This window comes from Acidovorax sp. SRI_002, assembly GCF_057586455.1.
The window spans coordinates 88051-101014 of the sequence record NZ_JBYCZW010000005.1 but is presented as its reverse complement, the minus strand read 5'-3'; the positions used below and the strand labels follow the sequence as shown (position 1 = coordinate 101014).

At 65.7% G+C, this 12964-nt stretch carries 14 protein-coding genes; 13 read left to right on the top strand and 1 reads right to left on the bottom strand.

The genetic code is table 11. From position 1 onward, the window contains the following. Positions 1 to 28 precede the first annotated feature (28 nt). The 5 genes from AC2YJX_RS14545 to cobT all read left to right on the top strand — a co-directional run bounded on the left by AC2YJX_RS14545 (position 29) and on the right by cobT (position 4848). Positions 29 to 1027 (top strand): aminotransferase class I/II-fold pyridoxal phosphate-dependent enzyme, encoded by a 999-nt coding sequence (locus tag AC2YJX_RS14545; protein ID WP_487256719.1) that lies wholly within the window; start codon positions 29 to 31, stop codon positions 1025 to 1027. Continuing rightward, positions 1024 to 1818: a HipA family kinase gene (locus AC2YJX_RS14540; protein ID WP_487256420.1), complete on the top strand. Its 795-nt coding sequence runs from the start codon at positions 1024 to 1026 to the stop codon at positions 1816 to 1818. Before AC2YJX_RS14545 ends, AC2YJX_RS14540 begins: the two co-directional genes overlap by 4 nt. Next, the gene (locus AC2YJX_RS14535; protein ID WP_055395250.1) at positions 1805 to 2197 is read left to right on the top strand and encodes a DUF3037 domain-containing protein; all 393 of its coding nucleotides are present in this window, start codon (positions 1805 to 1807) and stop codon (positions 2195 to 2197) included. The genes AC2YJX_RS14540 and AC2YJX_RS14535 overlap by 14 nt, the downstream gene beginning before the upstream one ends. A gap of 35 nt (positions 2198 to 2232) precedes the next feature. After that, positions 2233 to 3714, top strand: a complete 1482-nt coding sequence (locus AC2YJX_RS14530) for a cobyric acid synthase (protein WP_487256718.1) — start codon at positions 2233 to 2235, stop codon at positions 3712 to 3714. A gap of 63 nt (positions 3715 to 3777) precedes the next feature. Then, positions 3778 to 4848, top strand: coding sequence for a nicotinate-nucleotide--dimethylbenzimidazole phosphoribosyltransferase (cobT, locus tag AC2YJX_RS14525; RefSeq protein WP_487256419.1), 1071 nt, complete (start codon positions 3778 to 3780; stop codon positions 4846 to 4848). A 24-nt stretch (positions 4849 to 4872) separates the two neighbouring features. Here cobT and AC2YJX_RS14520 read toward each other — a convergent pair whose 3' ends face one another. Beyond that, positions 4873 to 5982: a GGDEF domain-containing protein gene (locus AC2YJX_RS14520; protein WP_487256717.1), complete on the bottom strand. Its 1110-nt coding sequence runs from the start codon at positions 5980 to 5982 to the stop codon at positions 4873 to 4875. Between the two features lie 284 nt (positions 5983 to 6266). On the opposite strand from AC2YJX_RS14520, the gene AC2YJX_RS14515 reads away from it, so the two are divergent. From AC2YJX_RS14515 to AC2YJX_RS14480, 8 genes are all read left to right on the top strand, one after another. Beyond that, on the top strand, positions 6267 to 7337 hold the full coding sequence (locus tag AC2YJX_RS14515) for an ABC transporter ATP-binding protein (protein WP_142145115.1): 1071 nt from the start codon (positions 6267 to 6269) through the stop codon (positions 7335 to 7337). A gap of 61 nt (positions 7338 to 7398) precedes the next feature. Then, a complete protein-coding gene (locus AC2YJX_RS14510; protein WP_487256418.1) occupies positions 7399 to 8691 on the top strand; it encodes an ABC transporter substrate-binding protein in 1293 nt (430 codons plus the stop codon). 181 nt (positions 8692 to 8872) lie between these two features. Next, complete coding sequence (locus tag AC2YJX_RS14505; protein ID WP_487256417.1) at positions 8873 to 9784, top strand: ABC transporter permease; 912 nt, start codon at positions 8873 to 8875, stop codon at positions 9782 to 9784. Between the two features lies 1 nt (position 9785). After that, positions 9786 to 10673: an ABC transporter permease gene (locus tag AC2YJX_RS14500; protein WP_228894622.1), complete on the top strand. Its 888-nt coding sequence runs from the start codon at positions 9786 to 9788 to the stop codon at positions 10671 to 10673. 13 nt (positions 10674 to 10686) lie between these two features. Beyond that, positions 10687 to 11448, top strand: coding sequence for a GntR family transcriptional regulator (locus tag AC2YJX_RS14495; RefSeq protein WP_121506904.1), 762 nt, complete (start codon positions 10687 to 10689; stop codon positions 11446 to 11448). Between the two features lie 16 nt (positions 11449 to 11464). After that, positions 11465 to 12211: an aspartate/glutamate racemase family protein gene (locus AC2YJX_RS14490; RefSeq protein WP_228894623.1), complete on the top strand. Its 747-nt coding sequence runs from the start codon at positions 11465 to 11467 to the stop codon at positions 12209 to 12211. 53 nt (positions 12212 to 12264) lie between these two features. Beyond that, entirely contained in the window at positions 12265 to 12489 is a 225-nt protein-coding gene (locus tag AC2YJX_RS14485; protein ID WP_056169497.1) for an AbrB/MazE/SpoVT family DNA-binding domain-containing protein, read from the top strand. Then, complete coding sequence (locus AC2YJX_RS14480; protein WP_121419644.1) at positions 12486 to 12878, top strand: type II toxin-antitoxin system death-on-curing family toxin; 393 nt, start codon at positions 12486 to 12488, stop codon at positions 12876 to 12878. The genes AC2YJX_RS14485 and AC2YJX_RS14480 overlap by 4 nt, the downstream gene beginning before the upstream one ends. The last annotated feature ends 86 nt before the right edge of the window (positions 12879 to 12964 follow it).

Below are 12964 nucleotides of genomic sequence, written 5' to 3'. Positions count from 1 at the left end.
TGGTGGGCCGGACGCTGCGGGCATCCCGGTGTTTGATTTTTCGACCAACAGCAACGCCTGCGGGCCCTGCCCGGAGGCGCTGCACGCCCTCCAGTCGGCCGATGCCACGCGCTACCCCGACCCGGCCTACACGGCCCTGCGCGAGGCCCTCGGCGCCTTCCATGGCGTGGTGCCGGGGCGCATCGTGCTGGCTGCGAGTGCCAGCGAGTTCATCCACCGCATCACCGCGCTGGCCGCACAGCAGGGCGCAGTGCAAGTAGCGGTGCCGCCGCACAGCTATGGGGACTACGCCCAGGCCGCGCAGGTGCGCGGGCTGGAGGTGCTGCGGGGCGGCGGTGCCGCGGCGGGTTTGCAATGGGCGTGCGAGCCGTCGAGCCCTTTGGGGCTGGAAGATCCCGCGCTGGGCGCTTGGCGGCCGGGCGATGCTGCTGCCTGGCGTGTGCTCGACTGCGCGTATGTCCCCCTGAGGTTGGACCCCGAGGGCGCATGGACCGGCGCACCGCAGCCGTACCTGCCATCGGCCTGCTGGCAGCTCTGGACCCCCAACAAGGCCCTGGGGCTGACGGGTGTACGTGCCGCCTATGCGATTGCGCCGCCAGACTGTAAAGAGCAGGCGCTGGGACTGACGGCCCTGGCGTCTTCCTGGCCCGTGGGTGCCCACGGCGTGGCACTGCTGCAGGCGTGGACGCAGGCCACCGTGCAGCAATGGCTGGTGCACAGCCTGCGCACCCTGCGCGACTGGAAGGCTCGCCAGCAGGCTCTGTGTATCGACCTGGGCTGGGCCTTGCACGCAGGCAGCCTGGCCAACTATTTCTGCGCGCAGCCCGCCACCAACACGTTGCAAAGCGATCTGGCCGCGCTGCGAGCCAGCGGCATCAAGCTGCGGGATGCGACGTCGTTCGGCCTCCCCGGCACCGTGCGCCTGGGGGTGCTGGCGCCCGCGGCACAAGATGCGCTGCAGGCCGCATGGCAGGCGCTGCCGGGCCGTACCATCCCGCATTCCATCGGATCGAGGGAGACCTTGTGAGAACCATCACTGTCAATCGCTACGTCACGCCGCTGCGTGAAGGTGGCTCCATGCCTGCCATCGTCGAGGGCGACGACCTGGGCACCTACGTGCTCAAGTTCCGTGGCGCAGGGCAGGGCGTGCGCGCCCTGCTGGCTGAAATGATTGCGGGTGGCATCGCCCGTGCGCTGGGCCTGCCCGTGCCCGAGATCGTTCTGGCCCAGCTCGACCCCGCCCTGGCGCAGACCGAGCCGGACCCGGAGATCCAGGACCTGGTGCGTGCCAGCGGTGGCCTGAACGTGGGGCTGGATTACCTGTCGGGCGCGCTCAATTTCGACCCGGCGGTGGATGTGGTGTCGGATGATTTTGCCTCGCGCCTCGTGTGGTTCGATGCCTTGGTGGGCAATGTGGACCGCACCGCGCGCAACACCAATCTGCTGATGTGGCACCGCCAGCCCTGGCTCATCGACCACGGTGCGGCGTTGACCTTTCACCATGCGTGGAACGGCACGGTGGCCCTGCCCGCCAAACCCTTTGCGCCCATTGCCGACCATGTGCTGCTGGCCCGGGCCACGCTGCTCGCGCAGGTGGATGCCGAGCTGGCCGCGCGCCTCACACCCGAGGTGGTGGCCGGCATCTTGGCCGAGGTGCCCGACGAGTTTTTGGTACTGGCCGGTGCCAACCACGAAGAAGGCCTGCTGACCGCTGCCGCTACCCACCGCCAGGCCTATGTGGACTACTTCTGCGCCCGCCTGGCCGGGCGTGCCACCTGGGTGAATGCGCTGAAGGAGGCCGTCGATGCACGCGCCTGAGGTGTACGACTACGCCATCGTGCGCGTGGTGCCGCGCGTGGAGCGCGAGGAGTTCATCAACGCGGGCGTGATCCTGTCGTGCCAGCGCACCGGCTTTCTGCAGGCTGCCATCGCGCTCGATGAAGCGCGCCTGCTGGCCATGGACCCGCACGCCGACATCGACACCGTACGCCGCCACCTGGCCGCCATCGTCGCTATCTGCGCGGGAGACGAAGGCTGTGGGCCGATTGCGCGCCTGCCGTACCGCCAGCGCTTTCACTGGCTCACCGCCAAACGCAGCGCCATCATCCAGACCTCGCCCGTGCACACCGGCCGCTGCACCGATGCGGCGGCAGCACTCGAACACATCATGGACCGCATGGTCCGCCCATTGCCTTGACTGAAAACTCTGCTCCCCAATTGGCCCGTTGCGTGATGGTGCTGGGCACTACCAGCGGCGCGGGTAAAAGCTGGCTCACCACGGCGCTGTGCCGTTACTACAGCAACCTGGGCCTCAAGGTCGCGCCGTTCAAGGCGCAGAACATGAGCAACAACGCGCGTGTGGTACCCGGCCCTGCGGGTGTGATGGGTGAAATCGGCAGTGCCCAGTATTTCCAGGCCCTCGCAGCCCGCACCGAACCCGAGGTGCGCATGAACCCGTTGCTGCTCAAGCCCGAGGCCGACACGCACAGCCAGGTCGTGCTGATGGGCCAGGTGAGCGCAGAGTTGACCGCCATGCCCTGGCGCGGCCGCAGCGAAAGGGTGTGGCCGCAGATCGCTGCTGCGCTGGATGCACTGCGCGCTGAAAACGATGTGGTCGTGATCGAAGGGGCGGGCTCGCCCGCCGAGATCAATCTGCACGCGAGCGACATCGTGAACATGCGCGTGGCCCGCCATGCCGATGCGCGCTGCCTGCTGGTGACGGACATCGACCGGGGCGGCGCGTTTGCCCATCTGTACGGCACCTGGGCACTGCTGCCCGAGGACGAGCGCGCGCTGATCCATGGCTTTGTGCTCAACAAGTTTCGCGGCGACGCCAGCCTGCTGGCGCCTGCGCCGCAGATGCTGCAAGACATGACCGGTGTGCCCACCGTGGCCACCATCCCCATGCAATGGCGCCACGGCCTGCCCGAAGAGGACGGCGTGTTTGACGACCGCACCTTGTCCGCAGGCACCGTGCACACCACCGTGGCCGTCATCGCCTACCCGCGCATCAGCAACCTGGACGAGTTCCAGCCGCTCAAGAATGTGCCCGGCGTGCGCCTGCTCTGGGCGCGCAGCCCGGCTGACCTGGGGGGGCTGAAGCCCTCCGATTGGGTGGTGCTGCCCGGCTCCAAGTCCACCGCCTCCGACCTGGCCTGGCTGCGCGCGCAAGGCCTGGACCAGGCCGTTGCCCATCACGCGGGGCAGGGCGGCATGGTGCTCGGCGTATGTGGCGGGCTGCAGATGCTGGGTGAGGCGCTGATTGACACAGCGGGTATCGACGGCAATGCGCCGGGCCTGGGCCTGCTGCCGCTGGTCACCACCTTCGAGGTTGCCAAGACCGTGCAACGCACCCAGGCGCAGTTTGGCGCGGTGTGGGGTGCCTGGGCCGCGCTGGCGGGTGTGTCCGCCACAGGCTACGAAATCCACCACGGACAAACCGCCCAGCACCCGGCCATGGCTGCCAAGGGCGATGTGGCGCGCGAGGTTATCCCCGGCATCGCCTGGCAGAACCCGGCGGGCAACGTGCTGGGCGTGTACCTGCATGGCTTGCTGGAAGACCCTGCTGCGCTGCAGGCCCTGTTTGGCCGTGTGGGTGCGGCGCCCGTGCCCACGCTCGATGCGGTGTTTGAAGGGCTGGCCCGCATGGCGGACGCCAGCTTTGCCCCCGGTGCGCTGCGGGCGTTGATCGCCCCAGATCCGGCCACCGCCTGAGTGCTGTTGCCCACGGCCTTCAGCGCTTCCTGTTTCCTTTTTCATTCTGTTGTCTTACACACCATGCACTCCCTGGCCCAGTTCACCGTCCCCGCCATCGCCGATATTTCCGACGCTCCGTTGACCGCCCGCCTGCAGCACCTGCTCGACAACAAGACCAAACCACTCGGTTCACTGGGTCGGCTGGAGTCGCTGGCCCTGCGCATCGGCCAGGTGCTGGGCACCGAGGCCCCCGCGCTGCTGCAGCCGCAAATGCTGGTGTGCGCGGGCGACCATGGCCTGGCGGCCAAGGGGGTGTCGGCCTTCCCCAGTGACGTGACTTGGCAGATGGTGGAGAACTTTCTGGCCGGTGGCGCTGCCGTGAGCGTGCTGGCTCGCCAACACGGCCTGGCCCTCACCGTGGTGGACTGCGGCGTGGCCAAGCCCATCGCGCCGCGCGATGCCGCCCCGGGCGCGCCCCAGTTGCTGCTGCGCAAGGTGGCGCCCGGCACGGCCGACGCGTCGGTCGGCCCAGCCATGACTGCGGAGCAATGCGCTCAAGCGATCACCAACGGTATAGAGGTGGTGCGCACTTTGCCCGGCAATGCGCTGCTGCTCGGCGAGATGGGCATTGCCAACACCTCGGTGGCATCGCTGCTGCTGGCGCGCCTGGCGGGCCTGCCCCTGGCGGACGTCACGGGCGCGGGCACGGGCCTGGATGCTGCAGGCATCGAGCGCAAACGCGCCGTGCTGCAGCAGGCGCTGGACGCGAATGCCGAGGCCACCACGCCGCTGGCCGCATTGGCCGCGCTGGGCGGCTATGAGGTGGCCACGCTGGTGGGCGCTGTGTTGCAGGCAGCCCTGGAGCGGCGAGTGATTGTGGTGGATGGCTTTATCACCAGTGCTGCCGTGCTGGTAGCCAGCCGTCTGCAGCCTGCGGTGCTGCAGCGCTGCGTGTTTGCGCACCGCTCGGGCGAGCGCGGCCACAGCCTCATGCTGGCGCAAATGCAGGCCGAACCGCTGCTGGACCTGGGCCTGCGCCTGGGCGAGGGTTCGGGCGCTGCGTTGGCGTGGCCGCTGTTGCAGTCGTCCTGCGCGGTGCTGGCAGAAATGGCGAGCTTTGAATCGGCCGGTGTGGCCACGCAGACGGCCTGACCCAGTGGACTTCCCTGCGTCGTATCAAGCGACGCAGGTCCGGTTGCGCCCCTCGTTCTTGGCGCGGTACAGCGCCGCATCGGCACGTGACAGCATGGCATCCAGCGTTTCGTGGGGGCCGGTCCAGCTGGTGAGCCCGATGCTGACCTCGCAGTCCAGGGGATGGCCGGCGGACAGCGTGGCGTGGATGCGCTGGGCCACGCCCTGGGCGGCGGCAGTGTCTGCGTCGGGTAGCAGCACCAGAAACTCCTCGCCGCCGTACCGCCCCAGCCGATCCGCGCGGCGCAGCACCTGGCGGGTGCATTCTGCAAAATGCACCAGCACCGCATCGCCATGCTGGTGGCCTCGGGTGTCGTTCACGGCCTTGAAGTTGTCCAGGTCCACCATCATGATGGACGGCCCGTTGCCGTAGCGCTGTGCGCGCTCCAGCTCTTCATCGCAGCGCTGCAGCAGCGCTCGGCGGTTCAGTGTGTTGGTAAGGGAGTCGTGGGTGGCCAGGTGTTCCAGCTCGGTACGCAGGCGGTCGGTGGCCATGAGCACCGCGCCGATGGACAGCATGAGCACAGTGATCACATAGGCCCCGATGTACAGCGTCTGGAACAGCGAAGGCTCCATCAGGTCGGCACCGGCATTCCCGGTCACGATCGAGATCAGCCGCACGGCCAGTACCGCCATGTGCAGGGCCAGCACCACCTCCACCAGCCGCACGGGGAAGTTGCGCCCTCCGTGGCGCAGCATGAAGCGCATCTGTGCGATGTAGATCACCTCCATGACCACCGTGAAAAAGCCCACCCGCAGTGCGTAGTTGGGCGCCCAGTAAGTGAGCACGATGAACACCAGGGTGGTGCCCACCATCAGCCAGTTCCAGGGCCGCCAGACGGTTGGCTGCCCCATGAAGCTGCGCGTGCCCATGTAGTAGGTGACGGTGCCCAGCACCAGCAGTTGGTTGGCGAGCACCAGGCTGAGCCAGTCTGGGATGAGCCCGCGTGCGCCGAACAGCACGGTGGACACCAGCCACAGCAGCGGCGCTGCGGCCCAGGCGCCCACGCCGCGGATGGAGGGCGGGTAGTAGCGCCGCATGAACAGCAGCACGATGGCCATGATGGCGGACATGAAGCCCGCCATGGCAATCATCGAGCGTGGGTCGAGGTTCATGCGGCGAGCGCGGAAGGGCTGTACGTAAGAAATTGTTTCTTGATGCCGAGGCCAGTATAGCCACGCACCTGCGTGCGGACGTAGGGTGATTTACTAAATCCCGCAGTGCACCGTGTGCACCACAACGAGCTGCGTCTGGGCCGACTGTGGTGCACAAGCGCTTTGGTGCAGGTGTGGCCGCGCACAGTGGTGGTGCATTTTGTATGCAAAACAAATAAAACATTGTGTACAAAGTTGGCACAGGCTTTGCGTACGGCAGGTTCATGCAAAGCCTCACCCCCGAGCCGACTCCGGCCGCCATCGAGATCGTCGCCCTCACCAAACGCTACGCCCAGGGCAAGCCGGCGGTGGATGCGATCAACCTTCGCATTGCCAGCGGGAGCTACTGCTGCCTGCTGGGCCCCTCGGGCTGCGGCAAGAGCACCACGCTGCGCATGATCGCAGGGCACGAGTCGGTGACCAGCGGCGACATCCTGCTGGAGAACCGCAACATCACTGACCTGCCCGCCGCCGCGCGCGGCACGGCCATGATGTTCCAGAGCTTTGCGCTGTTCCCGCACCTGTCTGCGCTGGACAACGTGGCTTTCAGCCTCAAGATGAAGGGCGTAGCCAAGGCCGAGCGCCAGGCCAAGGCGCGTGACCTGCTGGAGCGCGTGGCCCTGGGGCACCTGGCCGAGCGCAAGCCCGCAGAACTCTCCGGCGGGCAGCAGCAGCGTGTGGCGCTGGCGCGGGCCCTCATCACCCAGCCGCGCGTGCTGCTGCTCGACGAGCCGCTGTCCGCGCTCGACCCCTTCCTGCGCATCCAGATGCGTGCCGAGCTGCGCCGCTGGCAAAAAGAGCTGGGCCTGACGTTTATCCACGTGACCCACAGCCAGGAAGAGGCCATGGCCCTGGCCGACACCATGGTGGTAATGAACCACGGCGTGATTGAGCAGGTGGGTTCACCCCACGAGGTCTACAACAGGCCCGCCAGCGAATTCGTGGCGCGCTTCATGGGTGGGCACAACGTGATCGACACGCCCGAAGGCAAGGTGGGCGTGCGCACCGACCACCTGCAGATTGCCCCCGCCAGTGCCGAGCTGCCCTGGGGTGCCCAGCGCATGCAGGCCGTGGTGACCGATGTGGAGTACCAGGGCACTTATGTGCTGCTGGGCCTGCAAAAGCAGGGCGTGGCCTTGTCGGCCAACGCCACGGCGGCGTACTCGGTGATGGTTTCCGAGGCCGCGTTTGCCGCGCAGCCTTACCAGGTGGGGCAGGGCGTGCAACTGCATTGGACGCCCGACCAGGCGCACCCGCTGTCTGTGCCCACTCCCGCAATGGCCGTAGCCGCCTGACCGCCTCGCAACGCCTCCTCTTTTTTCACCCGTCCCCTTCCGCAACCCAAGGAGTTTTCCCATGTCCGATGCTTCCCGTGCTGATTCCCCTGTTGTTGTCCCTGAAGCCACTGGTGTGGCGCGCCGCTCGCTGCTCAAGGGCACGGCGGGCATCCTGGCCGCTGGCATGTTCCCGGCCGTGCATTCGCAGGAAAAGATCGTGCTGCGCTACTTGGGCACGGCGGTGAACCAGGACAAGGCGATTGCCGAGAAGTTCAAGGCCGACACCGGCATCGAGATCCAGTACGTGGCCGTGACCACGGACGACGTGACCAAGCGCGCCGTCACCGCGCCCAACAGCTTTGACCTGATCGACACCGAGTACTTCTCGCTCAAGAAGATCGTGCCCACGGGCAACCTCAAGGGCATCGATACCAAGAAGATCAAGAACGCCGACAAGATCACCACGCTGTTCACCACCGGCATGGTGGCGGGCAAGGCCGTGGGCGACCAGGGCACCGCGCCCAAGAAAGTGATCTACCTGGAAGGTGAGAAGTCCAAGAAATTCGCGACTGCGCCCACGCAGTTCATGAGCCTGATCCCCACCGTGTACAACGCCGACACCCTGGGCATCCGCCCCGATTTGATCAAGCGCCCCATCAACTCCTGGGCCGAGCTGCTCAACCCTGAGTTCAAGGGCAAGACCGCGATCCTGAATATTCCTTCGATCGGCATCATGGACGCCGCCATGGTGGTCGAGGCCATGGGCATCTACAAGTACCCCGACAAGGGCAACATGACCAAGAAGGAGATTGACCTCACGATCAAGACCCTGATCGAAGCCAAGAAGCAGGGCCAGTTCCGCGCGCTGTGGAAGGACTTCAACGAGTCGGTCAATCTCATGGCATCGGGCGAGGTGGTGATCCAGTCGATGTGGAGCCCGGCTGTGACGGCCGTGCGCACCAAGGGCATCGCCTGCAACTTCCAGCCCTTGAAGGAAGGCTATCGCGCCTGGGCTGCAGGGTTTGGCCTGCCCGCCACGCTGAGCGGCCGCAAGCTCGATGGCGCGTACGAGTTCATCAACTGGTTCCTCGATGGCTGGGCCGGTGCCTACCTGAACCGCCAGGGGTACTACAGCGCTGTGCTGGAGACCGCCAAGTCCAAGATGGAAGCCTACGAGTGGGCCTACTGGATGGAAGGCAAGCCTGCCACGCAGGACATCAAGAGCCCCAATGGCGATGTGCTGGCCAAGGCTGGCGCGGTGCGCGACGGCGGCAGTTATGAGTCGCGCATGGGCGGTATTGCCTGCTGGAATGCGCTGATGGATGAGAACAACTACATGGTGCAGAAGTGGAATGAGTTCGTTGCGGCGTAAGGAGTGCACCCCCTGAGGCGCTGCGCGCCCTCACCCCTCTCTCGACCCGCTGTGCGGGTCGGGAGGGGGACGCTCCCGGCGCGGCGGGGCGGCCCTTGCGCGGGAGCACTGGCATTGGGCCGCGACGGTTTCAACAGCCGGCTGCGAAGCACAGCCCGCTAGATATTTGATTGCAAACACCATGAGCACGACCACACAGTCCTTACCTGCTGCAGCTGTCCCCGGCCGCAGCATTGCCGCCTGGTGGCAGGCTGCGCCGTTCACGCTGGTGTTCGCGCTGTTTTTCCTGATTCCGTTGGCGCTGATCGTGATGGTCAGCTTCTGGGACTTCAACGAGTACGAGCTGTTGCCGGGCTTCACGTTCAAGAACTACGTGTCCATCTTTGACGGCTGCAGTGACGTGTCCGACGGGCTGTGCGTCACGCTCAAGACGTATTGGTCCACGCTCAAGTTCAGTTTTCTGGTGTGGCTGATCACGCTGGTGATCGGCTTCACCGTGGCCTATTTTTTGGCCTTCCATGTGCGCTCTTCGGGCATGCAGACGCTGCTGTTCGTGCTGTGCACCATTCCGTTCTGGACATCGAATGTGATCCGCATGATCTCGTGGGTGCCGCTGCTGGGACGCAATGGGCTGGTCAACCAAACGCTGATGGGCATGAACCTCATCGAAACACCTGTGGAGTGGCTGCTGTTCTCGGACTTCTCGGTGGTGCTGGCCTTTGTGCACCTCTACACCATGTTCATGATCGTGCCTATCTTCAACAGCATGATGCGCATCGACCGCAGCCTCATCGAGGCCGCCAGCGACAGCGGTGCGAGTGGCTGGCAGACGCTGTGGAACGTGATCGTCCCGCTGTCGCGCACCGGCATCATCATCGGCTCGATCTTTGTCATCACCATCGTCATGGGCGACTTCGTGACCATCGGTGTGATGGGCGGCCAGCAGATCGCCTCCATCGGCAAGATCATCCAGGTGCAGACGTCCTACCTGCAGTTCCCGCTGGCGGCGGCCAATGCCGTGATCCTGCTGGCCGTGGTGCTGATGATCATCTGGGGCCTCACGCGCCTCGTCGACATTCGCAAGGAGCTGTGAGATGAAAGTCCGTGAATCTCGTCCCGCCAGCTTCTGGCCCCTGGCCATCTTCTTTGCGCTGTTCGTGCTGTTCATGTACGGGCCCATGTTCGTCATCTTCATCCTGAGCTTCCAGGGCCCCGAGGGCGGGCTGACCTTCCCCATGCGCGGCGTGTCGCTGCACTGGTTCTCCAAGCTGGCCGAAGGGCTGGGCGTGGTGGACATCGGCGCGGCGCTGTGGCGCTCACTGGGTCTGGGTGTGGCGGTGATGCTGTGCACGGTGGTGCTGTCGGTGCTGGCCGGTCTGGCGTTTCGCAAGCGGCTGGCGGGCGGCAACACGCTGTTCTTCATCGTGGTGGCCAGCCTCATCATGCCGTCCATCATCGTGTCGCTGGGCATCGGGCTGGAGTTCCGGCTCATCGACAACGGCATCAAGGCGGCCCTTGAATGGCTGGGCATGGAGAGTGCGCTGGAGGGCTACGGCACGTCGCTGGGCCTGTTCACCTCGGCCCTGGGCGCGCACCTGACCTGGACGCTGCCGTTTGGCCTGCTCATCATGTTTGCGGTGTTCAACCGCTTCAACCCTGCGTACGAAGAAGCCGCACGCGACCTGGGCGCCACGCCCTGGCAGGGCTTTGCGCATGTGGTGCTGCCGCTGATCGCTCCCTCGGTCGTGGGCATTGGCATGTTCGGCTTCACGCTCAGCTGGGACGAGATCGCCCGCACCTCGCAGGCCATTGGCGACGTGAACACGCTGCCGCTGGAGCTGCAGGGCCTCACCAGCACAGTGACCACTCCCTCCATCTACGCACTGGGAACGCTGACCACCGTGGTCTCCTTCGTTGTCATGGGTATCACGCTGGCGCTGGTGTGGGCCTTGGGCCGCAGGCGCAAGGGCCGTTCGGGGTAAAAACGGCGCCCTTATGACAACCACCCTCCCCAAGCCCCGGCGCGCGCGCGCTGCGGTCACCGAACCGCCCGTGCAGCCCGACACGACAGGCCAGCTCAGCGACAACGACATGTACGACCGCATGATCTCGGCCATCCTCGACCACCGCCTGCCACCCGGCACCAAGCTGGTGGAGGACAAGCTGGCGGCGGCCTTTGGCGTGTCGCGCACACGCGTGCGGCCCGTGCTGGTGCGGCTGGCCAACGAACAGGTCGTCACGCTCACACCCAACCGGGGCGCATCCATCGCCCAGCCCACGCCGCAAGAGGCGCTGGAGGTGTTCGAGGCCCGCCGCCTGCTGGAACCGCGCCTGGTGGAGCTGTTCATTGCCAATGCCACCGATGCCGACATCGCCGCGCTGCGCACCTGCATCGACGACGAAGAGGCCGCCCGCGCGAGCGGTGACATGCGCCGCGCCATCCGTCTCTCGGGCGACTTTCACCTGCATATTGCGCAGGCTGCGGGGCACCAGACGTTAGGCCGCATCCTGCGAGAGCTGGTCTCGCGCACCTCGCTCATCCTCATGACCTACAGCCCCAGCCATGCGCGCGAACGCGAAGAGGCCACCGCCTGCGGCTGCCGCGAGCACCGGGCGTTGATTGATGCGATCCGCCTGCGCGATGCGCGCGAGGCCGCGCGCCTCATGCTCAAGCATTTGGCGCGCATTGAAACGCAGCTGGAGTTCACGCCACCGGCTGCCGACACGCCCGACCTGGCGCAACTGCTGGGCGCCTGAATCCTGCCACCTTGTTATGCGCCAACTGCTCGTCATCAACCCCAATACATCGGCCAGCGTCAGCAACTTGCTTCAGCGGCATGTGCAGGCTGCATCGGGCTTGCATGTAGCGGTGCGCACGGCCACGGCGCGTTTCGGCGCCCCCTACATCGCCTGCGAGGCCAGCTATGCAGTGGCGGCCCACGCCGCGCTAGATGCCTGGGCGAATGAACTGTCACAACACCAGCCGCAGCCTGATGCCGTGCTGATAGGCTGTTTTGGCGACCCGGGCCTGATGGCGCTGCGCGAAAGCAGCCCCGTGCCTGTGACTGGGCTGGCCGAAGCGTCTTTCATCGAAGCCGCTCGCCACGGGCGCTATGCCATCGTTACGGGCGGCGAGCGCTGGGGACCCATGCTGCAGCGCTTGGCGCAGGCGCTGGGCCACGCGCACGCGCTGGCTGGAATCCACACCGTGGCACCCACCGGCGCTCAACTGGCCGCCGACCCCGAAGCCGCCCGCACGCTTCTTGCCCAGGCCTGCCGCGACGTGGTGCGGCAAATGGGTGTGCAGGCCGTCATCCTGGGCGGGGCGGGGCTGGCCGGCATGGCTGCTCTGGTGCAGCCGCAGGTGACGGTACCGGTGATCGATAGTGTGGTGGCTGGTGCCACCTGGGCGCTGCGTGCGCACCCCGTGCCTCCAGAGCGCAAAGTGCCTGGATTCGATGTGGCGTGGGCTGGGGTGTCGGGGGAGATGACAGCGCTGGGAGTGGCCGGGGTGGTTTGACGCGGGGTGGTAGAAAGTCTAGTATTACGTTTGTAATTACTCGGAGGTTTCCCATGCACACTCTCAAACTCACCCAGGTGGGCAACTCTGTCGGCGCGATTTTCCCAAAGGAACTGCTGGCGCGGTTGCAGCTGGAAAAGGGAGACGAGCTGTATGTGACGGAATCGCCTGACGGTTTGCGGATCACCACCCACAACCCCGAATTTGAAGCGCAGATGCGCGTGGCGCGCGAGATCATGAAAGAGCGCCGGGCCGTACTGCACGAGCTGGCCAAATGAGCGAATGGGTCTGGCTGAACCGCGCCGTCATCATTGCCATCCACGAAGTGCAGCTGGCCGAACATGGGGGCGGGACAGGCGTCCGCGATGCGGGTTTGCTGGATTCGGCCCTGGGCAAGCCGCAGCAGCTGAACAACTATGGCGAGCCGCCGCCTGATGCAGCCGCGCTGGCAGCCTCGTATGGCTATGGAATTTCGCGCAACCATCCGTTTATTGATGGAAACAAGCGAACGGGCTATGTGGCGGCCGAATTGTTTCTGCGGCTCAATGGCTGGAGGCTTAACGCTGACGATGCATCGTGTGTGGTCACCATGCTCGCTGTTGCCGCTGGCGATATCACCGAAGAGGCCTTTGCCGCCTGGCTGCGGGCACATGCCGTCGCTTGCTAACGGAGGTTCCAAGCATTTTCTGTTCTAGCGCTTGACCAATAAGCGCTAGTTGCTATAAAAAAAGAAGCAATTTGCCTGGTTCGTTC

Coding starts and splice junctions, on each gene's coding strand:
- cobT (WP_487256419.1), top strand. CDS start 3,778: ATGCACTCCCTGGCCCAGTTCACCGTCCCCGCCATCGCCGATATTTCC.
- AC2YJX_RS14530 (WP_487256718.1), top strand. CDS start 2,233: ATGGTGCTGGGCACTACCAGCGGCGCGGGTAAAAGCTGGCTCACCACG.
- AC2YJX_RS14505 (WP_487256417.1), top strand. CDS start 8,873: ATGAGCACGACCACACAGTCCTTACCTGCTGCAGCTGTCCCCGGCCGC.
- AC2YJX_RS14480 (WP_121419644.1), top strand. CDS start 12,486: ATGAGCGAATGGGTCTGGCTGAACCGCGCCGTCATCATTGCCATCCAC.
- AC2YJX_RS14500 (WP_228894622.1), top strand. CDS start 9,786: ATGAAAGTCCGTGAATCTCGTCCCGCCAGCTTCTGGCCCCTGGCCATC.
- AC2YJX_RS14535 (WP_055395250.1), top strand. CDS start 1,805: ATGCACGCGCCTGAGGTGTACGACTACGCCATCGTGCGCGTGGTGCCG.
- AC2YJX_RS14510 (WP_487256418.1), top strand. CDS start 7,399: ATGTCCGATGCTTCCCGTGCTGATTCCCCTGTTGTTGTCCCTGAAGCC.
- AC2YJX_RS14490 (WP_228894623.1), top strand. CDS start 11,465: ATGCGCCAACTGCTCGTCATCAACCCCAATACATCGGCCAGCGTCAGC.
- AC2YJX_RS14520 (WP_487256717.1), bottom strand. CDS start 5,982: ATGATTGCCATGGCGGGCTTCATGTCCGCCATCATGGCCATCGTGCTG.
- AC2YJX_RS14485 (WP_056169497.1), top strand. CDS start 12,265: ATGCACACTCTCAAACTCACCCAGGTGGGCAACTCTGTCGGCGCGATT.
- AC2YJX_RS14495 (WP_121506904.1), top strand. CDS start 10,687: ATGACAACCACCCTCCCCAAGCCCCGGCGCGCGCGCGCTGCGGTCACC.
- AC2YJX_RS14515 (WP_142145115.1), top strand. CDS start 6,267: ATGCAAAGCCTCACCCCCGAGCCGACTCCGGCCGCCATCGAGATCGTC.